Genomic DNA, 22,475 nt, shown 5'->3' with positions numbered 1-22,475 from the left:
CTCTATATTTAAATCCTGCTACAGGCGACCCAGCAGCAGGCAGATGATCTGCTTTGCGAATGCAAAAGCGGGCGGCATTATATCCGCCTGCGGCGCTAACGGCAATGAAAACCTCAGTCGCGAAGCGGATTACCGCAGTTCACCGGCCCGGCGAAAACGGCCCTGATAGTCGAAGACTTTTTCCCGCACCTGCCAGTATTGCCCTTTCATGCGGGCGACCACAAAGTCCGGATGGCGCAGCAGCGGCTGCTGGGCGAGAATATCCGCCGGCGTGATCCAGCGCAGCGGGATGCCCGGCGTGCGGGTATGCGGGCGGATAAACAGCTGCTCAAACGCGGTGCGTTGGGCAGGAGTTTGCAGGCGGAAGCGTTCGCTGACGTCGGCGCCATCTTCATCGTAATAGGTGATTTTCAGCCACGGGCCTTTGTCGTCGGCGCCGTGCTGCAGGTCCATACCGCTACAGCGCAAAACCAGCGCGTCTTTAAGCTTCAGCGCCGCCTTCAGCATATCATCGGGGTCCACCAGAATGGTGTCGCACTCGCGGCAGCGGCGGGCAGCAATATCATTTTCCGCATTACACTGCGGGCAGTTTTTAAAGCGAAAGCGAAAATCGCACTGCTCACGATGGCCTTCATCATCGTCAAACCAGCCCTGGCAGCGGCGGCCAAAATGTTCGATCAGCGTGCCGTCGGCGGTGGTTTTTCCCCAGAAGGTATTGGCGAAACCGCAGGCCGGGCAGAAGACCTGCACCGGAACGTTGTCGCTCTTGCCTTTTGGCGTGCCGACTTCCGGCGCGTAGAGGTCATGAGGGTTGCCGGCATAGTCGAGGATCAGGCAGTCGGTTTTGCCCGGCGCCAGGCGCAGGCCACGGCCGGCAATCTGCTGATACAGGCTCACCGATTCGGTAGGGCGCAGAATGGCGATCAAATCGACATGCGGTGCGTCAAACCCGGTGGTGAGAACCGCCACGTTGACCAGATAGCGATACTGCTGCGCCTTAAAGGCCTCGATAATGCGATCGCGCTGCGGGCCCGGCGTCTCACCGGTAATCAGCTCGGCCTCACCGGCGGGCAGCAGGCCGGTAATTTCCCGCGCATGTTCGACGGTGGAGGCGAAAATCATCACTCCTTTGCGCGTTTGGGCAAACTCTACGATCTGGCTGATAATGTGCGGCGTGATGCGCTGCTGCTTTTTTAGCTCGAGGTTGAGATCAGCTTCACTAAACAGCCCGTTATTCTGCGGCTGCAGGCGGCTGAAATCATACTGCACCACCGGCATATCCAGGCGTTCCGGGGGCGTCAGAAAACCGTGTTTAATCATGTAGCGCAGCGGCAGCTCGTAGATACAGTCGCGAAACAGCGCCTTTTCGTCGCCGCGCACCATGCCATGATAATGAAACTGGTAGATCCAGCCTTTGCCAAGCCGGAACGGCGTGGCGGTTAGCCCGAGCAGGCGCAGCTGCGGATTGACCTGCTGCAAATGGCTGATAATTTGCTGATACTGGCTGTCATCGTCATCGCTGATGCGGTGGCATTCATCGACAATCAGCAGGGAAAACTCGCTCTGAAAGCTATCGAGGTTGCGGGCCACCGATTGCACGCTGCCGAAGACCACTTTGCCGTGACTCTCCTTGCGTTTCAGACCGGCGGCAAAAATATCCGCCTCCAGCCCGAGGGCGCAATACTTGGCGTGGTTTTGCGCCACCAGCTCTTTAACGTGCGCCAGCACCAGCACGCGACCCCGCGCCAGGCGCGCCAGTTCGGCGATAACCAGGCTTTTGCCGGCGCCGGTGGGCAGAACGATAGCGGCAGGTTCATGGTGGCGACGAAACCAGGCTAGCGTGGCGTCGACCGCCTCTTTTTGATAGGGGCGTAGTGTAAAAGTCATAGCGTTTCGGGCGTTAATCAGTTGGCAAAGAGGAGTCGCCGACAGTATGCCACGAATTTTTTCCCTTGAGTGGCGTTAAGAGCCCGTTATACTAGCCAATGAATTTCTTCTTTTTCGGGCGTTTGCCCGCTCCAGCATTATTACAGGCTAAAAAAATCTCATGCGACTTGATAAGTTTATCGCTCAGCAACTTGGCGTCAGTCGGGCTATTGCCGGGCGTGAAATCCGCAGCAGCCGCGTTCTTGTGGATGGCGAGATCGTCAAAGATGCGTCGTTCAAGCTCCTGCCGGAGCACGACGTGGAATTTGACGGCAACACCCTGACTCAGCAGAACGGCCCGCGCTACTTTATGCTCAACAAGCCGCAGGGATACGTCTGCTCCACGGATGACCCCGATCATCCGACGGTCCTCTATTTCCTCGATGTTCCGGTGGCGTACAAGCTGCATGCCGCAGGCCGACTGGATATCGATACTACCGGGCTGGTGCTGATGACCGACGACGGGCAGTGGTCCCATCGCATTACTTCTCCGCGTCATCACTGCGAGAAAACCTATCTGGTGCAGCTGGAAAACCCGGTGGATCACCAGACGGCGGAGCAGTTTGCCCACGGCGTCCAGCTGCACAATGAAAAAAGCCTGACCAAGCCGGCGGTCCTGGAAGTGCTGACGCCAACGGAAGTCCGCCTGACGATCAGCGAAGGACGCTATCATCAGGTGAAAAGAATGTTCGCGGCGGTCGGTAACCGCGTGGTCGGTCTGCATCGTGAACGTATTGGTGACATTATGCTGGATGAGGATCTGGAACCTGGCGAATACCGCCCGTTGACGGAAACCGAGATCGCCAGCGTTGGCCTCCCACAAACACGGAGTAAAGCGTGACGGCAAAGCAGAATTCTTCACTGGGGATTGTGTTTATTCTTGGCCTGCTGGCCATGTTGATGCCACTGTCGATCGATATGTATCTCCCGGCGCTGCCGGTGATATCGGCACAGTTTAACGTGCCGGACGGCAGTGCGCAGATGACGCTCAGTACTTATATTCTGGGCTTCGCGCTAGGCCAGCTGCTGTACGGTCCGATGGCAGACAGCATCGGCCGTAAGCCGGTGATCCTCGGGGGAACGCTGATTTTTGCCGCGGCGGCGGTGGCCTGTGCGCTATCACAGACCATCGAAATGCTGATTACCATGCGCTTTTTCCACGGCCTGGCGGCCGCGGCGGCGAGCGTGGTGATCAACGCCCTGATGCGTGACATCTACCCGAAAGAAGAGTTTTCGCGAATGATGTCATTCGTCATGCTGGTGACGACGATTGCACCGCTGGTGGCGCCCATGGTGGGCGGCGCCGTGCTGGTGTGGTTCAGCTGGCATTCTATTTTCTGGATCCTCGCCGTGGCGGCGCTGCTGGCCTCTGCGATGATCGCCTTTTTCATCAGCGAAACGCTGCCGGTTGAACGGCGGCAAAAGTTCCGTCTACGCACCACGCTGGGTAATTTCGCCACCTTGTTCCGCCATAAACGAGTGTTGAGCTATATGCTGGCGAGCGGCTTCAGTTTTGCCGGGATGTTCTCGTTCCTCAGCGCCGGTCCGTTTGTGTACATCAATATTAACCACGTTTCGCCGCAGCACTTTGGTTACTATTTTGCCCTGAATATCGTCTTCCTGTTCATCATGACCATTATTAACAGCCGCTTTGTCCGGCGGGTCGGGGCGGTGAATATGTTCCGGGCCGGGCTGTGGATCCAGTTTTTGATGGCCGTCTGGATGGTGGTCTGCGCGCTGTTCGGGGTTGGCTTCTGGGCGCTGGTGTTGGGCGTTGCGGCGTTTGTCGGCTGCGTGTCGATGGTTTCGTCTAACGCCATGGCGGTGATTCTCGATGAGTTCCCGCATATGGCGGGTACCGCCTCGTCGTTGGCCGGGACCTTCCGCTTTGGTATCGGGGCAATTACGGGGGCGCTGCTGTCGATGGCGACCTTTACCACCGCCTGGCCAATGCTGATTTCCATTGCGTTCTGCGCCAGCTGCTCGATCCTGTTCTATCTCTACGCCAGCCGGCGGCGAAAAACTGCACATTAGTCTTTCTTAACATTCCTTCCTGAAGGGGCGATTTCCGCCCCTTTTTTGATGCACATCAAGCACGATGAGCTTCATTCTTCTGTAATTTGTTTCTTTTATGTAAAATCAATTAGTGTAAAAAGTCGCATTGTTGCGATAAAAAAGTTGTTTTGGATCACAGAAACGGGTACATATAGCCCCGATCTGTTTCCGCAGCGAAACTATAAAGTTCTGGATTATAAGTCGTTAGCCCTGGGGTGATGCGGGTGTAAACGTTTTCTATGCGGATGCAGGACTATTTGTCAACAATGTGTTAAGATTGATGTAAATTTATTGTGAAGCATTTTGCTTCCGGGGAAACTAAGTGAATACACAGCAACTCTCTATCGTACACCGTCTGCCGCAGAGCTATCGTTGGCTCGCCGGTTTTGCGGGTTCAAGAGTTGAACCGATTCCGCAAAACGGCGCACAGAGCGAAAACAGCCTCGTGGCGTTGAAGCTGCTCAGCCCGGATGGCGAGAAGGCGTGGCCGGTTATGCATAAGCTCAGCCAGGCGCTCAGCGATATCGAAGTGGATTGTTCCATCGTTGAATGTGAAGGCGAGCCGTGCCTGTTTGTGAATCTGCAGGACGAGTTTGCGGCAACCTGTCGACTGAAAAATTTCGGCGTGGCGATCGCTGAACCTTTCTCTGGTAACAACCCATTCTGACCGTCAGCCCAGCGCCAGAAGCTGGCGGGTATACGCCTGCTGCGGAGCGGTAAACACGCGCTCGCACTCTCCCTGCTCGACAACCTCCCCATGCCTGAGCACCATCACCTGATGACATAACGTGCGCACGACGCGCAAATCGTGGCTGATAAAAATATAGGCCAGCCGGTACTTTTGCTGTAATGCTTTCAGCAAGGCCAGAATTTGCGCCTGAACGGTCTTGTCCAGTGATGAGGTCGGTTCATCCAGCACGATAAGCTGGGGTTTCACAATCAGCGCCCGGGCGATGGCAATACGCTGACGCTGGCCGCCGGAAAACTCGGCGGGGTAGCGAAAACGCGTTTGCGGATCGAGCCCGACTTCCTGCATTGCCTGTACCACCGCCTGTTCACGCGCGCTCGCGGTTAACGTTGGCTGGTGGACGCGCAGCCCTTCCTCAATAATCTGCAAGACGTTCAACCGGGGATTCAGCGATGAGTTGGGATCCTGGAAGACGATCTGCATGCGCCGACGTAACGGCAGCATCTGCCGACGAGTGCGCCCCTGTAAGGTCTCACCGGCGAAAACGATACTCCCCTCGGAGGCGATAAGACGCAGCAGCGCCAGACCGGTGGTGCTTTTCCCTGAGCCGGATTCACCCACCAGTCCGAGCGTCTCTCCGGCCCGCAGCTGGAAGTTGAGCGCGTTGACCACCCGGTTATGATCGATCACCCGGCGGAGGATCCCTTTGCGCACCGGGAACGCGACGCTCAGGTCGTTGGCCTGAAGCACCAGCGGCGCATCGGTGGCCAGCGGCACCGGATGTCCGGAAGGTTCGCTATCCAGCAGGCGTTGGGTATACGGATGCGCAGGGGCGGCAAACAGGCTGCGGCAGTCGTTCTGTTCGACGCAGCGCCCGTGCTGCATCACCGCGACGCGGTCGGCCAGCTGGCGGACAATGCTTAAGTTATGGGTAATAAACAGCAGGCCCATATTGAGTTCGTTTTTCAGCTCACGCAGCAGCTGCAGAATTTGCGCCTGCACCGACACATCCAGCGCGGTGGTTGGCTCGTCGGCAATCAACAGCTCCGGGCGGGTAAGCAGCGCCATGGCAATCATCACCCGCTGGCGCTCGCCGCCGGAAAGCTGATGCGGGTAGTCGGCCAGCCGACGCAGAGGCTGGCGGATCCCTACGCGATCGAGACAGCTGAGGATCTCTCCCCGCGCGGCTTCTTTACGCATCCCGCGATGCAGAGACAGCACTTCATAGAGCTGCTTTTCCAGGGTGTGCAGCGGATTGAGCGACACCATCGGCTCCTGGAAAATCATCGCAATGCGGTTACCGCGGACCTGGCTCAGGGTGCGCTCATCGGCGTGCAGCAGCGATTGCCCGTGAAAGCGAATGTCGCCCCCGGGATAGCTGACCGGCGGCGCAGGAAGCAGGCGCAGCACCGACAGGGCGGAGACGCTTTTACCGGAGCCGGATTCGCCGACCAGCGCCAGGGTTTCACCGGCGGCAATCTGCAGCGAGAGGTCGCTGACGACAACGTTGGTTTTCCCTTGCTGGCGAAAGGCGATGGACAGGTGGTCGATCTCTAACAACGGCTGGGTCATGTTATACCGCCTTACCGGGATCGAAGGCGTCACGGACGGCTTCACCAATGAAAATTAATAACGTTAATAGCACCGCCACTGACAGAAACGCGGCGATACCCAGCCACGGCGCCTGCAGATTGTTTTTGCCTTGCAGCAGCAGTTCCCCCAGTGAAGGCGAGCCCAACGGCAGGCCAAAGCCGAGAAAATCCAGCGAAGTCAGGGTGGTGATGGAGCTGCACAGAATAAACGGCAGGAAGGTCAGGGTCGCCACCAGCGCGTTGGGCAGCATGTGGCGCCAGATGATATGGCGATCGCTGACCCCCAGCGCCTGGGCGGCACGAATGTAGTCATAGTTGCGGGTACGCAGAAACTCTGCGCGCACGACGCCGACCAGCGTCATCCAGCCAAACAGCACGGTAATGGCCAGCAGCCACCAGAAGCCCGGCTGTACCACGCTGGAGAGTAAAATAATCAGGAACAGGGTTGGCATCCCCGACCACACTTCAATAAATCGTTGCCCCCAGAGGTCTATTTTTCCGCCGTAGTAGCCCTGTATCGCCCCAGCCAGCACCCCCAGCACGCTGGAGAATAAGGTCAGCATCAGGCCGAACAGCAGCGAGATCCGCGTGCCGTATAAAATCCGGGCCAGCACATCGCCGCCGTTGGCATCGGTCCCCAGCCAGTTGCGTGCCGAGGGCGGTGAAGGGAAGGGGGCGTCGCTGGCGAAGTTGATGGTGGTGGCGCCGAAATGGACCGGCGCCCAGAGGACCCAGCCGTTGTCATGCAGTTGTTGTTGCAGCCACGGGTCCTGATAGTCGGCGGCGGTGGCGAAAGGGCCGCCAAAGGTGGTCTCGCTGTAATTTTTGAGGGCCGGTACGTACAGGCTGCCGCGATACTGCACTAGCAGGGGACGGTCGTTGGCAATCAGCTCCGCGCCGAGGCTACAGACAAACAGCAATAAAAACAGCCACAGCGAGACGTAGCCGCGACGATGCTGGCGAAAGCGCGCCCAGCGGGCCTGATTAGCAGGGGTCAGAAAAGACATCAGCGGCCCTCAAAATCAATGCGGGGATCGACCAGCGTATAGCAGATATCACTGACAATATTCAGCAGCAGGCCGATCAGCGTAAATATGTACAGCGTCCCGAACATCACCGGGTAATCGCGGGAGACGGTCGCTTCGTAGCCCAGCAGCCCCAGACCATTGAGGGAGAACATCACCTCAATCAGCAGCGAGCCGGTAAAGAACATACTGATAAACATCGCCGGGAAGCCGGCGATCACCAGCAGCATGGCGTTGCGGAACACGTGGCCCCATAGAATACGTTTTTCACTGACCCCTTTGGCCCGGGCGGTGACGACATACTGCTTGCGGATCTCATCCAGAAAACTGTTTTTGGTCAGCATGGTCAGCGCCGCAAAACCGCCGATGACCGTTGCCAGCACCGGCAGCGTAATATGCCACAGATAATCGAGGATCTTCTGGTACCACGACAGGCTGTCGAAGTTGGCCGACACCAGCCCGCGCAGCGGGAAGAGATCGAAATAGCTGCCGCCGGCGAAGACCACGATCAGCACAATGGCGAACAGAAACGCCGGGATAGCATAGCCAATTATCATCAGGGTGCTGCTCCAGATATCGAAGCGGCTGCCGTTATGCACCGCTTTACGGATCCCAAGCGGGATCGACACCAGATAGATAATCAGCGTGCTCCACAGGCCGAGGGTGATGGAGACCGGCAGGCTGTTTTTAATCAGCTGTAAAACCGATGCGCTGCGAAACAGGCTGTCGCCAAAATCGAAACGCAGATAATCGCCGAGCATTTTCAGGTAGCGCTCGTGGAGTGGTTTATCGAAGCCGTAGCGGCGGGTGATTTCGGCAATCACCTCCGGGTCCAGGCCGCGTCCGCCACGATAATGCCCTTCGCTGATATTGCTGACGCCGGTGCGCGCGTGGCTGGCGGTCATGCCGCTTTCTCCGGCCCCCGGTAAGCCGCCGCGATTGCCAAATTCGATGGCGGAAATGGCCTGATCGACCGGGCCGCCGGGGGCAATTTGCACAATAAAAAAGTTGATCGTGATGATCGCCCACAGGGTGGGGATAATCAGCAATAACCGGCGGATCAGGTATGCGCCCATCGTGATTCCTTACCGTCTGTCCGCGGGCAGTTTTGCCGCTTTGTTGTCGTCATACCACCAGCTATCAAACCCGGACGAGTAGACCGGTCGCGTCTGCGGGAACGAGAACTTATTCCAGTAGGCCGTTCTGTCCTGCGCCATATACCACATCGGCAGCATGTAATAGTTCCAGGTGAGCACCCGGTCCAGCGCGCGTCCCAGCGGCAGCAGCTTCTGTTTATTGCCCTGCCAGCGGATGATCTGCGCAATCAGCTGATCCACTTCCGGGCTCTGGACGCCTGGGGCATTGTAGCTGGAGTGAATATACGATGAATCCCAGGAGATTTGCAGGTCGGTGCCGGGCCATGGCGTCGCGCGCCAGACGTTCGGCATCATGTCGTAATCGCGGCTGCGTCGACGGTTAGTGTACTGCGAATTATCAACCTGGCGAATATCCATGGTGATCCCCAGGCGCTGGAGATTATGCCGGAACGGCAGCACCCAGCGATCGTTGCTGCCGGAGGAGAGCAGCAGTTCGAAGCGCAGCGGTTTACCGGTGACCGCATTGACCCGCCGCTGGTTTTTCACTATCCATCCGGCCTGGTTCAGCAGGGCATCCGCCTGCAGCAGGTTGGCCCGGTCGAACCCATCGCCGCTGGAGCGCGGCGGTTGATAAATGGTGGTGAAGACCTCCGGCGGCAGCGCTTTTTTCATCGGCGTCAGCAGGGCAAGTTCTTCGGCGTCAGGCAGGTGACGGGCAGCGTATTCGGTATTCTGGAAGTAGCTGTTGCTGCGGCTGTAGGCGCTATAGAACAGCGCCTTGTTCATCCATTCGAAATCGAAGGCGAGGGTCACCGCCTGACGGACCCGGCGGTCGCTAAAGACCGGGCGCTGGATATTAAACGCCAGCCATTGGGTGTCCTGCGCCGAGGTATTCTGGTAGGTATCTTTGACGATATAGCCCTGGGTAAAGTTACGCCCGACGTAACGGGTGGCCCAGTTTCTGGCGACGGCCTCTTCGCGCCGGTCGACGGCCCCGGCCTTAAAGGCCTCAAAGGCGACGTTATCGTCGAGATAATAGTCGTAGCGCAGGGTGTCAAAATTCCAGCGCCCGCGGTTCACCGGAAGATCGGCCGCCCAGTAGTCTTTGACCCGCGAGTAGACGATGTATTGCCCCATCCGCCAGTCGGTAATGCGGTACGGGCCGCTGGCCAGCGGCGGCGTGGAGAGCGGATCGCTGAGCTTATGCTGACGCCAGAACGCCTCCGGCATCACCGGCAGGGTCAGCAGGCCCAGCATGTTTTCTTTTCCGGGCTGCCCGAGCGTGATGCGCACGGTGCGCGGGGCAATCGCCTCGACGCTCGTCCCTTTGTAGAACAAGCGAAACTGCGGCACCCCTTCGGTCATAAATTTGTGGAAGGTAAAGGCGACATCGCTGGCGCTAATCGGGCTGCCATCATGAAAGCGGGCGTGGGGATTGAGGGTGACCTCCATCCACGAGAAATCGTCGGCGTAGCGGGCGCGCTCGGCAATGAGCGGGTAATAGCTGCCGGGTTCGTCGTCGGAGGTGGTGAACAGCGTATCGTACAGGGCTTCGGTGCGGACACCCGGGTTACCGCGTAGCGCGTAGCGGTTGAAATTGTCGAAGGTGCCGATGGCGGCATTGACGATAGTGCCTCCCTTCGGTGCCGTCGGGTTAGCGTAATCGAAGTGGCTAAAATCGTCGCGGTACTTCGGTTCACCAATGATCGAGAGCGCGCTGCTCTCTTGAATAGTTTGCGCCTGGCTGTTCAGGCTCAGCAGGGTCAGGAATACCAGGCAGACGCGGACAAACATAACCAGATTCTTATCCTTTGTGAGCAGGCCTGATGGTGGCCTGCCTGCAGAGTGGCATCATAAGGGAAGGCTAGCGGTTGGCAAAATATTTTGCCGGTTCGTCATGCGCTTCCAGCAGCATTTCCAGCGAAATCGGGCGGCTGAGCCAGTAGCCCTGCAGGTAGTGTACCCCCTGCTTGCGTAGCCACTCGGCCTGTTCCTGCGTTTCGACCCCTTCAGCCACGGTCAGGAGCTTCAGGCGCCTGCTCAGGGTCAGGACGGCGTCCAGCACCGGCGAGGTGACGGTTTCGGTCCCGATAGCCTGCACAAAGCCGCGGTCGATTTTCAGGTAGTCAAAGTTATAACGCTCAAGATAGATCAGCGCGCTATGCCCGGTACCAAAGTCATCGATCGCAATTTCAAAGCCCTGCTCATGCAACCAGTCAAAGATCGCCAGCGATTTGTTTTTATCGATCATCGCCCGTTCGGTTATTTCCAGCACCACATTGAAGTGGTTGGCGGGCATGGCGGCGGCAAACTGGCGGAGGTCGTCCTGAAAACCATCGGCATGGAGGTGGGCGGGGGAGATGTTAAGCCCAAGCTTGGTTCCTGCCGGCAGGATCGTTTTCAGCGTTGGCGCGTCACGGGCGATCAATGAGAACAGATGATGGGTGAGCGGGACGATCATTTGCTGGGTTTCGGCGAGGTTAATAAATACGTCCGGGGGGATCTCACCGCCTATCGGATGTCGCCAGCGCATCAGCACCTCGACACCGCTGATATGCAGGGTATCGGCTTTCACCACCGGCTGGTAAACAATGTAAAACTGGTTTTTGTTAATCGCCGTCTGCAGTTCTTTTCGTGGGTCGGAGCGCAACGTGAGAATGTAGTAACCAATCAGCCCCGCCAGCAGGCCGCTCACCATCCCCAGCAGGAGGGCAAACTGCATATTCTCCGACAGCCAGCTGTTGGCATAGAGATAGACCTTCAGCGGCAGGCCTTTTATTTCCAGCTGGCGAATGGGTTGCGTTGACAGGGTCTGCGGGTCAACGAGGCGGTTGTTAAAGGTAGCCAGGGCGAGGTTATTCACCACCAGTGCAATACCGCTGAAATCATCCTGGCGGGCGGTATAGAGAAAATAGGGGAGCAGGTTGGTATTGAGGGAGACGAATACGCCATCGTTTCCGCCGTGCGGGCTGCGTACCCACAGGGTCAGCGCGGTGCTTTTCGGCATCATCGGCGTCCCTGCCAGGAGCTGCATGTCGACCGGTTTACTGATATCCAGCCTCGGAATAAGCTCCGTCAGCGGCGAGTTCATCGGCCCGGTGGCGGAAGAGCAGAAGGCCATGCCATCTTTGACCAGTAGAAAAGCGCGGACGTTTGGGCTGAATGCTGCTTTGGCGGTCAACCCGGAGGCGACATTTACACAGTTCTGGTCAACCAGCGGCTGTAGGTCGGCAATGGTTTTGTTGAGGTCGTGAAAATAATTCGTCAGGAAGACGCTAATGTTATCGATGACGCTATCAAAGCGCTCAGATCGACTGTGGTAAATCGCTATAAACTGAATGCTGCCGGCCAGCAGCGCGGCGATGATTCCAATGAGTATGCTGGTTAGCCAGATATTCCGTCGGGGCGATAGATAACGGGTAAGCATAGCCTGTAGTCTGTCCGTGTTTATAAGTTACGCCAATGGGTGATAGACCCGTCATACTTCAGGTTGCCTGGGTGTTGGCTGCACCCGCGCACCCCAGTCACTTACCTGAGTAAGTTCCTGGGGGTTTACGGCTTTGCCGCCTACAAGCAACTCGAATTATTTTGGGTATACAACATGCTTTTTCTATCGTCACTAAATAGAGATAGCCTATATTGCGGCGTTTACAGGTAAATAGGCAAAAAAAAACACTGCCACAGCAGTGTTTTTTTATCTGAACGTCAGCCAAGGGTAACCGACGGCAGAAGAGATTACGAGCGGCTCAGAACTCGACGCGCTTCGTTATAGCGCTTTTTCCAGTAAGGTTCATTCATGCTGGAGATGGTCACACCGCTGCTGGTGGAAGCATGTACGAACTGATCGTTACCGATATAAATGCCTACATGACGACCCGTTGACCCTGCGCGGAACAGCACTAAATCACCGGTGCGCAGCTGAGAACGTGAAATCGACTTGCCGGAATCTTGCTGCTCAGAGGTCGAGCGCGGCAGTTCCAGACCAAATTGTTCGCGGAAGGTACGCTGTACGAATGCGGAACAATCAATACCCTTACGGGTGCTGCCACCGAGGCGGTAACGCACGCCTTTCCAGCTGGCATACTGGTCCATCAACTTGGTCTTAACATTCAAGTTGCTGACCAGCTTTTCAAATTCATCCTGAGAGGCTTGCAGTGATGATAAATCGCCACTACCCACAGCATGCGTCTCAGAATGCATATTCTTCGCGGTACTACTTGTCGAACTACAGGCAGAAAGCAACACTGCCACTGCTATTGCGGGAACCACCCGCAAGATATATCTCAAAATCGGCTGAGATTTGACCATGTTGTTTGTTTTCCCTTGTTGTCCTTAACGACAATGTCGTTATAAAAAATGCCAAACGTGTTAGAGCCTAAATACCTGCCAGCAATGAGACAATTCCTTAAATCCAAATTTGTGGGATAACGCACAAATTTAATTTTGAGCCAGAATATGTTGCTGAAAAGGCAAAACGAGAACGAGATTACCCTATCAACCGGGGGATGGCGAGTGGTTTTGCGCGATTTCTTATAAGAAATTTTGCGTCTGAAAGTGAATCATCGGGAAAGCGCAAAATAGCGTCAATAGCGGGTAAAAAATATGCAATTACTTCATTTGTAAGATGATTAATGTGACAAGAAGATGACCATTACGACAAAAAGTGGCAAAAGCCGATAAGGGGACCGAGAACGATCCCTTATGGATAATATTAGTAATTTGTAACGGTCGGGTTAATTTTCACCCTTTTTACCCGGCAGCGTGCGATCAAACCAGTCCACCAGAATATCGCTTAATGGCGTCAACAGAACCCAGGGGGCACCAATCAGCAGGGCGGTTAATGAGCCAACAGCAATATCGGTAAACCAGTGGGCGCCAATCATCACCCGCGGGAAGGCGAAAATAACAAAAATAGCGAGCGCAATCGCCAGTGCCCGGCGGCCAAAATAGCGCCACATAAAGGCGGCGAATATCAGCAGCATCATTCCATGGTCACCGGGGAAACTGTCTTTGGACGCGTCTTTGGTCGGGAAAGAGACGACATCGCTGACTTTCACAATTCCGCTGAACGACAGGGAAGGGCTGGCGCGTTTAACCGGCATCAAATGCTGCGCCAGCTGGTTAATAATCACCGCGGAAAGCAGCATCACCAGGCCGATAATCACGATCCGGCGGCGCCCGGCGCTCTGCTCTTTCAGCCAGAAGCTGAGCATCAGGCAGCCCATTGCCAACAACGAGCAGCCATCGAAGGCGCGGTTATTGATGATCGCCAGCAGCCAGGCCCAGGCGTGGTTGGTCCCCACACTCTGGTTAAAGAAGTGGAAGATAGCGGAGTCCAGCGGAAACCAGAAACCATGATTCGCGGGCAGATACCACGATAAAAACAGGGCGAAACCGGCAGCGTTAAGCAGCAGGATCAGGGGTAATCGATTTTTTAACATAACGGTCGCGAGTTGTGTAAAACGGCGGAAAACATAACCGCCTTAACTTAAACGAAGTTTCAACAAAGAGGCTTGTAACGCGTTCCAGTCGGCCTCGGAAGCACTAATGAGCTCTATTCGGCTATCCGGCGGTGCGACGTTTTGGGTCTCAATATGCAGGTCAAGCCCCTGACGATTGATACGGACCAGGCCTTCCGCAATGCGTAACACGCCCTTCACGCGCTCAACCGGCGCCAGGCGCGCCCACTCCAGCAGCCCAATGGTGTCAAAGGTGGTCTCGGCATCAAAGATCCAGCCGCAGGCCTGATAGCCCTGGCCGCTGTTGAGGCTGCGCCGCCAGCGCTGGTGTGCCGGCAGGCTCAGCGCGCCCAGGCCCTTTGTGGCGCCGTGGCTGTGCGCATGTTCGGCGCTGGTCGGCAGCGGGCCAACATTACGCCGTGGGAGGTCAAGCAGCGCCGGGTCGATGTTGCCTTGCGTCGCCGTGACGTGCCGACGTTCACCGCCATGGTCCTGCCACCAGGCCTGAAAGGCCTGTTCGCTGTCTGCCGTCATGCGATCCGTTTTATTGCTGATGATGATGTCAGCCGCGGCAAGCTGATCGCGGAAATTATCATTCGCCAGCACTTTGCTATCGAGCAACTGACGGGGATCGAGGACGCACAGCGTTGCCCGAAGATCGATCCACGGTTCGTAGACGGCGGCGGTGAGGATATCGAGAATTTGTTTAGGGTGGCCAAGCCCGGTGGGCTCAATCAGCAGGCGATCCGGTTTCCCCTGGCGTAGCAGGGTGTTCAGCCCAACCTGCATCGGCAGGCCGTTGACGCAGCACATGCAGCCGCCGGGGATCTCTTTGAGTAGCGCACCGCTTTCGGCCAGCAAGGCCCCGTCGATACCCACTTCGCCAAACTCATTAACCAGCACGGCCCATTTTTCATCTGCAGGCTTATGGGCCAGCAGATGAAGAATCGAGGTCGTCTTACCGCTGCCGAGAAACCCCGTGATCAAGTTTGTTTTGGTCACATTTTCTCCAGGACGCAAATGTAATGTTGTAACAGTTACGACTATCCTGACGAAAAAATGACGAAAAGAGAAGAGGAAGCGCGGGCAGAAAAAAATTCTGCCCGCTAAACAGCAGAAATTGTTAAATCTGTACTAGCGTAGCGATGGCCTGGCGAGCGCCAGAAACCGACAGCTGGTGCCAGGCGGCGCTAATGTCAGCGACAAACTGCGCATTGCGCGGCAGGTCGCGGCCAAAGATCTCTTCCAGCGAGAGCAGGGCGCTAACGCGCTCCTCCTCGCGACTGCTGGCGACCAGGGCCTGAATCTTCTCCGCCAGCGGGTCACGCACATCAATAGCCTGACCGGCATCGTCCACGCCGCTGACGTAGCGCATCCAGCCGGCGACACCAAGCGCCAGTAACGGCCACTGGCTGCCGCGCTCAAGATGCACGCGAATGCCGTCCAGCATGCGCTGTGGCAGCTTCTGGCTGCCGTCCATCGCAATTTGCCAGGTGCGATGTTTCAGCGCCGGGTTGGCAAAGCGGGCGATCAGGCTGTCGGCATAGGCCGTCAGGTCGACGTTTTCGATAGTCAGCGTCGGCGCCTGTTCATCAAGCATTAAGCGGCGAGCGGCGGTGCGCAGGACTTCATCCTGCATACAGTCGCTGATATGCGCGTGGCCTGCCAGGTAGCCAAGATACGCGAGGAACGAATGGCTACCGTTGAGCATCCGCAGCTTCATCTGTTCCCACGGCAGCACATTGTCGGTCATCTGCACGCCGGCGGTTTCCCACGCCGGGCGACCGGCAACGAAGTTGTCTTCGACGACCCACTGAATAAACGGCTCACAGCTGATGGCGCAAGGGTCTTCTACCCCCAGCGCGGCGCGGATTTCAGCCAGCGACTCGTCGGTGGCGGCAGGCACGATACGATCCACCATGGTGCCGGGGAAGCTGACGTGTTCAGCAATCCACTGCGCCAGTTCCGGGCTACGCTTTTGCGCCATGCCGAGCACGGCATTTTTAACGACGTGGCCGTTATCAGGAATATTATCGCAGGAGAGCACCGTAAACGGCGCCAGGCCTCGTTCACGACGGCGCGACAGCGCTTCGACCAGAATGCCCGGGACCGACTGCGGCAGCGTCGGGTTTTCCAGATCGTGAATAATCCGCGGCTGCGTCAAATCCAGTGAACCCGTCGCGGGGTCAATGCAGTAGCCTTTCTCGGTGATGGTCAGCGAAACGATGGCCACCTGCGGCTCGCAGAATTTCTCAATAATGGCGGGCAGCGAGTCCAGTTTGGCGTTCAGGCATTCGTGAACCGCACCCACGACAATCGGCTGGTTGCCTGCGGCCCCTTTTTCCAGCACGGTGAACAGGTGCTCCTGCTGGCGAAGCTGGCTCATTAGCTTATCGCCGCTGAACAGACTAATTTCACAGATCCCCCAGTCTCCGCCGCCGGCGTTGAGCACCCGATCCGTTAGCAGGGCCTGGTGCGCGCGGTGAAAGGCGCCAAAACCAAAGTGCACAATACGCGAACGCAGCTGGCTGCGATCATACTGAGGGAGTTGCACGTTTTCTGGCAGCGTAGCTGTCGCAATAGTCGTCATTCTTTATACACCTGATTAACCAATGATTAACAAGGCCAGTGTAAAGTTATATGACAACAAATTAAATTGGTAAGCCGTATTTATCCGCTTAGTGTGAGCTGGATCAATCAATACAGCGGGATTCATTGATCCTTTACGATAAGCCTGTATGGTAGTCGTCATTGATGTTGAGGTTATTGGTATAACAACTTTGAGAGGGCATAGCGATGGAGCAAACCTGGCGTTGGTATGGACCGAACGATCCGGTATCGCTTGATGATGTACGACAGGCGGGCGCAACTGGGGTAGTCACCGCACTGCACCATATTCCTAACGGTCAGGTCTGGCCGGTTGAAGAAATTCAACAGCGTAAGGCGCTGCTGGCGGAAAAAGGGCTGACCTGGTCAGTCGTTGAAAGCATTCCGGTACACGAAGAGATTAAGACCCATAGCGGGCAGTGTGCGACCTGGATTGCCAACTACCAGCAGAGCATTCGCAACCTCGCGGCCTGCGGGATTGATACCGTATGCTACAACTTCATGCCGATTCTCGACTGGACGCGTACCGATCTGGAATACCAGCTGCCGGACGGCTCGAAAGCGCTGCGTTTTGACCAAATCGCCTTTGCGGCATTTGAGCTGCATATCCTTAAGCGTCCCGGCGCCGAAGCGGATTACAGCGAAGAAGAGCAGCGCCAGGCGCAGGCCCGATTTGCGGCGATGAGCGCGGCGGAAATCGACAAGCTGACCCGTAACATTATTGCCGGTTTACCGGGCGCTGAAGAGGGCTATACCCTTGACCAGTTCCGCGCGCGCCTGGCGGAATACGATCATATTAATAAAGCGCAGCTGCGCGATAACATGGCCGTGTTCCTGCGCGCCATCGTGCCGGTATGTGAAGAAGTCGGCGTACGGCTGGCCGTTCACCCGGACGATCCGCCGCGTCCGATCCTCGGCCTGCCGCGTATCGTCTCGACCATCGAAGATATGCAGTGGCTGAAAGAGACCGTGGACAGCATCAACAACGGCTTTACGATGTGTACCGGTTCTTACGGCGTGCGTGCCGATAACGATTTAGTGAAAATGGTCGAAACCTTCGGCGACCGTATCCACTTTACGCATCTGCGTTCAACCTGCCGCGAAGAGAACCCAAAAACCTTCCATGAAGCGGCGCACCTGACCGGTGACGTCAACATGGTGGCGGTGGTGAATGCGATTCTGAGCGAAGAGCTGCGCCGTAAACGCGCCGGCGATCTGCGTCCGATCCCGTTCCGTCCGGATCACGGGCACCAGATGCTGGACGATCTGCGTAAGAAAACCAACCCAGGTTATTCGGCGATCGGCCGTCTGAAAGGGATGGCGGAAGTACGCGGCGTTGAGCTGGCGCTGAAGATGACTAAGTACCCGGAACTGCTGTAATTTCAGCGCCCGGAAAATCAAAAGGACAGCCTGAGGCTGTCCTTTTTGCTATGGGAGCGGTGCGGCGCCGGAGGTGATTAGTCAGCGCGGCCCATATAGCGGCTTTCTTCGATATGGATACGAATTTTCTCGCCGGTGGTCAGGTATTCCGGAACCTGAATCACCAGACCGGTGCTCATGGTCGCCGGTTTGGTGCGGGAGCTGGCGGAAGCGCCTTTAATGCCCGGTGCCGTTTCGACGATTTCCAGGTCCACGGTCTGCGGCAGTTCCAGCGCCAGCAGTTGGCCATCCCAGGTCAGAACCTGCATGTCCGGCATGCCGCCTTCCGGAATGAACAGCAGCTCTTCTTCAATCTGCTCTTTGGTGAAGGTATACGGCGTGTAATCTTCTTTATCCATAAACACGTACTCGTTGCCATCAACATAAGAGAAGTCAACGAAGCGACGGGTCAGGGTCACGGTATCGACGATATCGTCGCCTTTGAAGCGCTCTTCCACTTTCAGGCCGGTACGAACGTCAGAGAAACGCATTTTGTACAGCGTTGCTGCGCCACGGGCGCTCGGTGACTGAATATCGATATTCTTCACAATCAGCAGCTTGCCGTTGTAATTCAGCACCATACCTTTTTTAATTTCATTCGCTCTTGGCATTGCAGTAATCCTGTGACTTAACGGTTCAAAAAATATCGCGTAAAACTACTCGCGCCGGGCCTTTCAGGCAAGAGGAATTCGCGAGTTTTGCTATCTCCGGTTAAAACGTTTACGCTGAGCCGTGAACCGCAACATCAAGAGAATCATTATGGAATGTCGTATCGATTGCGGTGCCTGCTGTATCGCCCCTTCCATCTCATCGCCGATCCCCGGAATGCCTGACGGCAAACCAGCAAACACCCGCTGTGTTCAGCTGTCGTCCGACAACCTGTGCAACATCTTTACCTCGCCATTAAGGCCAAAAGTGTGCGCCAGCCTCCAGCCCGCGCGCGAGATGTGCTCGACCAGCCGTGAGGCGGCGATGACCTATCTTTTGCAGCTCGAAGCGAGCACCGCGCCCTAAACGTCTTTGATCCGCCACAGGCAGACCAGCGAAGCCACGCCCATGCCGAGGGCTATCCAGAATACGGCGTGATAGCTCCAGATTTCAGCCACCACACCGGCCAGTGAACCGGCGATAATCCAGCCAACGCGGGTGGTATTGGTATACAGCGTGGTGGCGGCACCGGCCTGTCCCGGCATCAGGTCCTGGAAATAGAGCATGCCAATCCCGGCAAGAATGCCGATGAAGATTGCGTTCAGCGCCTGCATCGCCAGCAGTAACACCGGGGTGTGCACCAGCAGCATGCCGACGTAAAACAGGATCCCCGCCACTGCCGCAAGGCGCATCAGAAAACGCTTACCAAAGCGCCTCGCATAATAGCCGGCGATCAGCATTGTCGGGATCTCCAGCCCGGCGGCGGTCCCCATCATCAAGCCGGCCAGCTTCTCGGACAGATGCAGCTCATTAATGATGTAGAGCGGCATATTAATAATGTACAGGCTGTTGATGCCCCACATTAATGTGCACACGCTGAACAGCAGCAGCGCATCGCGACGATGGGTGCGCGGCGCTTCCAGATGGCCTACCACCGCCTGTTTCTCTTTGCGCATGCTGGGCAGAAACCACCAGACCATCGCCGCGCAGACCACAAAGGCGACGGCGGCGCAGAGATACATCACGGTGAAGCCAAACCCCATCGCCAGCGCGTAGGCCAGCGGCGGGCCGATAACCCATGCCAGGGAGACCTGGGCGCGCAGAATCGAGCTGAACATCACCGCTTCACGGCCGGTTTTATCGGCATGTTCACGGGCAAGGGCGAACATTTGCGGGTTGGCGGTGGAGCCGAAGCTGCTGAGGAACACGCCGACAAACAGCAGAACAAAGTAGTTGCGGTTCCAGGCGAACAGCAGGCAGGCGAGGATCCCGAGCATACAGCAGACGACGATGAGCTGCTTACGATCGCCCTGGCGGTCCGAGCGTCCGGCGAGAAACTGGCTGACCATGATCCCGATGACCGCGCTGCCGGTAAAAAAGAAGCCAACCATCGCCGGGCGGACATGCACCTCATTGGTCAGGAACAGGCTCAGGGTCGGCGTTTGTAGGGCGCCGGCAATGCCTGTCAGGAAGGCGACAATCAGGAAGGCTGAAGAGGTTAAATCGAACCCACGACGAGGGAGGGCGGTGCTACTGTTTTGCATGTGCGGCTATCTGTGTGGGTGAGAGCAGCGGAGTTTACGCCGCGCGTCAGAAAATGAACAGTAGTATGGTATCAAAAAATAAAAAGCAGTTTCAAATTAGGCGCTTCAGTAAAATGCTGAAGCCGGGCTGAATTCCAGACCATGGCTTCAGCAAAAATGTGCAGTAGCTCTAAATTCTGTTATCAGGATGCTAACAGAACTTGCACGGTGGGTAAGAAAGGTACAGACTCATTGAAACGTTTCAGCGTCATCGGGAATATCTCTGTCAGGAAGATGGCGCTTTTTTTCTCAAAGCAGCTGAAACGATTCAACTCAGCAGGAGAGGAGAACCATGTTCCAGTTATCTGTGCAGGATATTCATCCCGGCCAGCAGGCCGGTAATAAAGAAGAGGCAATTCGTCAGGTTGCAGCCGCGCTGGTTAGCGCAGGTAACGTGGCGGAAGGCTACCTCAACGGGATGCTGGCTCGCGAGCAGCAGACCTCCACTTTCCTTGGCAACGGCATTGCTATCCCACACGGGACGACCGACACCCGCGACCAGGTGCTGAAAACCGGCGTACAGGTTTATCAGTTCCCGCAGGGCGTGGCCTGGGGCGAAGGGCAGACCGCCTACGTGGCGATCGGCATTGCCGCCAGCTCCGATGAACATCTCGGCCTGCTGCGTCAGCTGACGCACGTGCTCAGCGATGATTCAGTGGCCGAGCAGCTTAAGTCAGCGACCACCGCTGAAGAGCTGCGCGCCCTGCTGATGGGTGAAAAGCAGAGCGAAGTGCTGAAACTGGATAACGACACGCTGAGCCTCGATATCGTCGCCAGCGACCTGATGACCTTACAGGCGCTGAACGCCGCGCGTCTGAAAGAAGCCGGCGCCGTTGACGCGTCCTTTGTCAGCCGCACCATTAATGACAAGCCGCTGAACCTTGGTCAGGGCATCTGGCTGAACGACAGCGCGGAAGGTAACCTGCGCAGCGCGGTTGCGGTAAGCCGTGCCGCCAACGCATTTACCAGCGATGAGCAGCCGGTTTCCCTGCTGATCACCGTGGCGATGGCCGATGAACAGCCTACCGCGGTGCTGAACCGCCTGAGCAATCTGCTGATCGACAAAAAAGCTGACCGTCTGCTGACATCCGATGGCGCAACCCTGCTGGCGTTGCTGACCAGCGATGACGCCATTGCCGACGACGTGCTGAGCGCCGAATTTGTAGTGCGCAACGAGCACGGGCTGCATGCCCGTCCCGGCACCATGTTAGTGAACACCATCAAACAATTTTCCAGCGACATTACCGTCACTAACCTCGACGGTTCCGGCAAGCCGGCCAACGGCCGCAGCCTGATGAAAGTCGTGGCGCTGGGTGTGAAGAAAGGTCACCGTCTGCGCTTTACCGCGCAGGGTGAGGATGCGCAACAAGCGCTGGATGCGATTGGCGAAGCGATCGCCGCAGGCCTTGGGGAGGGCGCATAAATGAGCAGACGTGTAGCAACAATTACTTTAAACCCGGCATATGACCTGGTGGGTTTTACACCAGAAATTGAACGCGGCGAAGTGAACCTGGTTCGTACCACCGGCCTGCATGCTGCCGGTAAAGGCATCAACGTGGCGAAAGTGCTGAAAGATCTCGGCATTGACGTCACCGTCGGGGGCTTCCTCGGCAAAGACAACCAGGATGGTTTTCAGCAGCTGTTCAGCGAGCTGGGCATTGCCAACCGTTTCCAGGTGGTGCAGGGCCGTACCCGTATCAACGTCAAGCTGACGGAAAAAGATGGCGAAGTGACCGATTTTAACTTCTCCGGCTTTGAAGTCACCCCGGCCGACTGGGAACGCTTTGTTAATGATTCTCTGAGCTGGCTGGGTCAGTTCGATATGGTCTGCGTCAGCGGCAGCCTGCCGTCCGGCGTCAGCCCGGAAGCCTTCACCGACTGGATGGTGCGCCTGCGCAGCCAGTGCCCGTGCATTATCTTTGATAGTAGCCGTGAAGCGCTGGTCGCCGGTCTGAAAGCGGCGCCGTGGCTGGTGAAACCGAACCGTCGCGAGCTGGAAATCTGGGCTGGCCGCAAGCTGCCGGACATGAAAGACGTGATTGACGCGGCCCATGCGTTGCGCGAGCAGGGGATTGCCCATGTGGTTATTTCTCTTGGCGAAGAGGGCGCACTGTGGGTTAACGCCTCCGGAGAATGGATCGCGAAACCGCCTTCAGTGGAAGTGGTCAGCACCGTGGGTGCCGGCGATTCCATGGTAGGCGGCCTGATCTACGGTCTGCTGATGCGTGAATCCAGTGAACATACTTTACGCCTGGCAACCGCCGTGGCGGCACTGGCGGTCAGCCAGAGCAATGTTGGTATTACCGATCGTACCCAGTTGGCCGCAATGATGGCGCGCGTCGACTTAAAACCCTTTAATTAACAGCAGGAGAGGCA

Annotated in this window: 19 protein-coding genes; 7 read left to right on the top strand and 12 right to left on the bottom strand. The window is 56.8% G+C overall.

Annotation, left to right across the window (positions count from 1 at the left end; genetic code table 11):
- Positions 1 to 129: 129 nt before the first annotated feature.
- The gene (locus EDF82_RS09140) at positions 130 to 1,887 is read right to left on the bottom strand and encodes a DEAD/DEAH box helicase (protein WP_123755179.1); all 1,758 of its coding nucleotides are present in this window, start codon (positions 1,885 to 1,887) and stop codon (positions 130 to 132) included.
- A 160-nt stretch (positions 1,888 to 2,047) separates the two neighbouring features.
- Between EDF82_RS09140 and rsuA the strand changes: the two genes are divergently transcribed.
- The 3 genes from rsuA (at position 2,048) to EDF82_RS09120 (ending at position 4,648) form a co-directional block, all read left to right on the top strand.
- Positions 2,048 to 2,767, top strand: coding sequence for a 16S rRNA pseudouridine(516) synthase RsuA (gene rsuA / locus EDF82_RS09135; RefSeq protein WP_123755178.1), 720 nt, complete (start codon positions 2,048 to 2,050; stop codon positions 2,765 to 2,767).
- Entirely contained in the window at positions 2,764 to 3,960 is a 1,197-nt protein-coding gene (locus tag EDF82_RS09130) for a Bcr/CflA family multidrug efflux MFS transporter (protein ID WP_123755177.1), read from the top strand. Before rsuA ends, EDF82_RS09130 begins: the two co-directional genes overlap by 4 nt.
- A 343-nt stretch (positions 3,961 to 4,303) precedes the next feature.
- Positions 4,304 to 4,648 (top strand): YejG family protein, encoded by a 345-nt coding sequence (locus tag EDF82_RS09120; RefSeq protein WP_123755175.1) that lies wholly within the window; start codon positions 4,304 to 4,306, stop codon positions 4,646 to 4,648.
- Positions 4,649 to 4,651: 3 nt separating this feature from the next.
- Here the strand turns inward: EDF82_RS09120 and yejF are convergent, their stop codons facing one another.
- The 9 genes from yejF to EDF82_RS09075 form a co-directional block, all read right to left on the bottom strand.
- A complete protein-coding gene (yejF, locus tag EDF82_RS09115; RefSeq protein WP_123755174.1) occupies positions 4,652 to 6,241 on the bottom strand; it encodes a microcin C ABC transporter ATP-binding protein YejF in 1,590 nt (529 codons plus the stop codon).
- Between the two features lies 1 nt (position 6,242).
- Positions 6,243 to 7,268 carry a microcin C ABC transporter permease gene (locus EDF82_RS09110; RefSeq protein WP_123755173.1) on the bottom strand — a complete coding sequence of 342 codons (1,026 nt, stop codon included), beginning with the start codon at positions 7,266 to 7,268 and terminating at the stop codon, positions 6,243 to 6,245.
- A complete protein-coding gene (locus EDF82_RS09105) occupies positions 7,268 to 8,362 on the bottom strand; it encodes a microcin C ABC transporter permease YejB (protein WP_123755172.1) in 1,095 nt (364 codons plus the stop codon). The genes EDF82_RS09110 and EDF82_RS09105 overlap by 1 nt, the downstream gene beginning before the upstream one ends.
- A 9-nt stretch (positions 8,363 to 8,371) precedes the next feature.
- Positions 8,372 to 10,177, bottom strand: coding sequence for an extracellular solute-binding protein (locus EDF82_RS09100; protein WP_123755171.1), 1,806 nt, complete (start codon positions 10,175 to 10,177; stop codon positions 8,372 to 8,374).
- 70 nt (positions 10,178 to 10,247) lie between these two features.
- Positions 10,248 to 11,810 (bottom strand): cyclic di-GMP phosphodiesterase, encoded by a 1,563-nt coding sequence (locus EDF82_RS09095; RefSeq protein ID WP_123755170.1) that lies wholly within the window; start codon positions 11,808 to 11,810, stop codon positions 10,248 to 10,250.
- A 308-nt stretch (positions 11,811 to 12,118) separates the two neighbouring features.
- On the bottom strand, positions 12,119 to 12,691 hold the full coding sequence (gene mepS / locus EDF82_RS09090; protein ID WP_123755169.1) for a bifunctional murein DD-endopeptidase/murein LD-carboxypeptidase: 573 nt from the start codon (positions 12,689 to 12,691) through the stop codon (positions 12,119 to 12,121).
- A gap of 425 nt (positions 12,692 to 13,116) precedes the next feature.
- Entirely contained in the window at positions 13,117 to 13,824 is a 708-nt protein-coding gene (locus EDF82_RS09085) for a phosphatase PAP2 family protein (RefSeq protein ID WP_123755168.1), read from the bottom strand.
- 42 nt (positions 13,825 to 13,866) lie between these two features.
- On the bottom strand, positions 13,867 to 14,844 hold the full coding sequence (locus EDF82_RS09080) for a GTP-binding protein (RefSeq protein WP_123755167.1): 978 nt from the start codon (positions 14,842 to 14,844) through the stop codon (positions 13,867 to 13,869).
- 121 nt (positions 14,845 to 14,965) lie between these two features.
- Complete coding sequence (locus tag EDF82_RS09075; protein ID WP_123755166.1) at positions 14,966 to 16,432, bottom strand: mannitol dehydrogenase family protein; 1,467 nt, start codon at positions 16,430 to 16,432, stop codon at positions 14,966 to 14,968.
- A 206-nt stretch (positions 16,433 to 16,638) separates the two neighbouring features.
- On the opposite strand from EDF82_RS09075, the gene uxuA reads away from it, so the two are divergent.
- Positions 16,639 to 17,829 (top strand): mannonate dehydratase, encoded by a 1,191-nt coding sequence (gene uxuA, locus EDF82_RS09070; RefSeq protein ID WP_123755165.1) that lies wholly within the window; start codon positions 16,639 to 16,641, stop codon positions 17,827 to 17,829.
- Between the two features lie 77 nt (positions 17,830 to 17,906).
- Here the strand turns inward: uxuA and yeiP are convergent, their stop codons facing one another.
- Positions 17,907 to 18,479 carry an elongation factor P-like protein YeiP gene (gene yeiP / locus EDF82_RS09065; protein ID WP_039079953.1) on the bottom strand — a complete coding sequence of 191 codons (573 nt, stop codon included), beginning with the start codon at positions 18,477 to 18,479 and terminating at the stop codon, positions 17,907 to 17,909.
- 148 nt (positions 18,480 to 18,627) lie between these two features.
- Here yeiP and EDF82_RS09060 point away from each other — a divergent pair, with 148 nt between their 5' ends.
- On the top strand, positions 18,628 to 18,882 hold the full coding sequence (locus EDF82_RS09060; RefSeq protein ID WP_123755164.1) for a YkgJ family cysteine cluster protein: 255 nt from the start codon (positions 18,628 to 18,630) through the stop codon (positions 18,880 to 18,882).
- On the opposite strand, the gene setB is transcribed toward EDF82_RS09060, so the two are convergent.
- Positions 18,879 to 20,060, bottom strand: a complete 1,182-nt coding sequence (gene setB, locus EDF82_RS09055) for a sugar efflux transporter SetB (protein ID WP_123755163.1) — start codon at positions 20,058 to 20,060, stop codon at positions 18,879 to 18,881. The two genes, EDF82_RS09060 and setB, sit on opposite strands and share 4 nt — an antisense overlap.
- A 331-nt stretch (positions 20,061 to 20,391) precedes the next feature.
- Here setB and fruB point away from each other — a divergent pair, with 331 nt between their 5' ends.
- Both fruB and fruK read left to right on the top strand, forming a co-directional pair.
- Positions 20,392 to 21,522, top strand: coding sequence for a fused PTS fructose transporter subunit IIA/HPr protein (gene fruB, locus EDF82_RS09050; protein WP_123755162.1), 1,131 nt, complete (start codon positions 20,392 to 20,394; stop codon positions 21,520 to 21,522).
- Entirely contained in the window at positions 21,523 to 22,461 is a 939-nt protein-coding gene (gene fruK, locus EDF82_RS09045; protein ID WP_123755161.1) for a 1-phosphofructokinase, read from the top strand.
- Positions 22,462 to 22,475: the final 14 nt, after the last annotated feature.

Source organism: Klebsiella sp. BIGb0399 (genome assembly GCF_003752615.1).
Lineage (GTDB): Bacteria > Pseudomonadota > Gammaproteobacteria > Enterobacterales > Enterobacteriaceae > Klebsiella > Klebsiella lignicola.
Note: the sequence above shows the minus strand (reverse complement) of the source record. Positions and strands in the feature narration are given on the sequence as shown.

What these genes read in the sequence shown, in the direction of transcription:
- fruK (WP_123755161.1), top strand. Translation starts at nt 21,523, where the DNA reads ATGAGCAGACGTGTAGCAACAATTACTTTAAACCCGGCATATGACCTG.
- EDF82_RS09140 (WP_123755179.1), bottom strand. Translation starts at nt 1,887, where the DNA reads ATGACTTTTACACTACGCCCCTATCAAAAAGAGGCGGTCGACGCCACG.
- mepS (WP_123755169.1), bottom strand. Translation starts at nt 12,691, where the DNA reads ATGGTCAAATCTCAGCCGATTTTGAGATATATCTTGCGGGTGGTTCCC.
- fruB (WP_123755162.1), top strand. Translation starts at nt 20,392, where the DNA reads ATGTTCCAGTTATCTGTGCAGGATATTCATCCCGGCCAGCAGGCCGGT.
- yejF (WP_123755174.1), bottom strand. Translation starts at nt 6,241, where the DNA reads ATGACCCAGCCGTTGTTAGAGATCGACCACCTGTCCATCGCCTTTCGC.
- EDF82_RS09085 (WP_123755168.1), bottom strand. Translation starts at nt 13,824, where the DNA reads ATGTTAAAAAATCGATTACCCCTGATCCTGCTGCTTAACGCTGCCGGT.
- EDF82_RS09095 (WP_123755170.1), bottom strand. Translation starts at nt 11,810, where the DNA reads ATGCTTACCCGTTATCTATCGCCCCGACGGAATATCTGGCTAACCAGC.
- rsuA (WP_123755178.1), top strand. Translation starts at nt 2,048, where the DNA reads ATGCGACTTGATAAGTTTATCGCTCAGCAACTTGGCGTCAGTCGGGCT.
- EDF82_RS09060 (WP_123755164.1), top strand. Translation starts at nt 18,628, where the DNA reads ATGGAATGTCGTATCGATTGCGGTGCCTGCTGTATCGCCCCTTCCATC.
- EDF82_RS09075 (WP_123755166.1), bottom strand. Translation starts at nt 16,432, where the DNA reads ATGACGACTATTGCGACAGCTACGCTGCCAGAAAACGTGCAACTCCCT.
- yeiP (WP_039079953.1), bottom strand. Translation starts at nt 18,479, where the DNA reads ATGCCAAGAGCGAATGAAATTAAAAAAGGTATGGTGCTGAATTACAAC.
- setB (WP_123755163.1), bottom strand. Translation starts at nt 20,060, where the DNA reads ATGCAAAACAGTAGCACCGCCCTCCCTCGTCGTGGGTTCGATTTAACC.
- EDF82_RS09105 (WP_123755172.1), bottom strand. Translation starts at nt 8,362, where the DNA reads ATGGGCGCATACCTGATCCGCCGGTTATTGCTGATTATCCCCACCCTG.
- EDF82_RS09100 (WP_123755171.1), bottom strand. Translation starts at nt 10,177, where the DNA reads ATGTTTGTCCGCGTCTGCCTGGTATTCCTGACCCTGCTGAGCCTGAAC.
- uxuA (WP_123755165.1), top strand. Translation starts at nt 16,639, where the DNA reads ATGGAGCAAACCTGGCGTTGGTATGGACCGAACGATCCGGTATCGCTT.
- EDF82_RS09110 (WP_123755173.1), bottom strand. Translation starts at nt 7,268, where the DNA reads ATGTCTTTTCTGACCCCTGCTAATCAGGCCCGCTGGGCGCGCTTTCGC.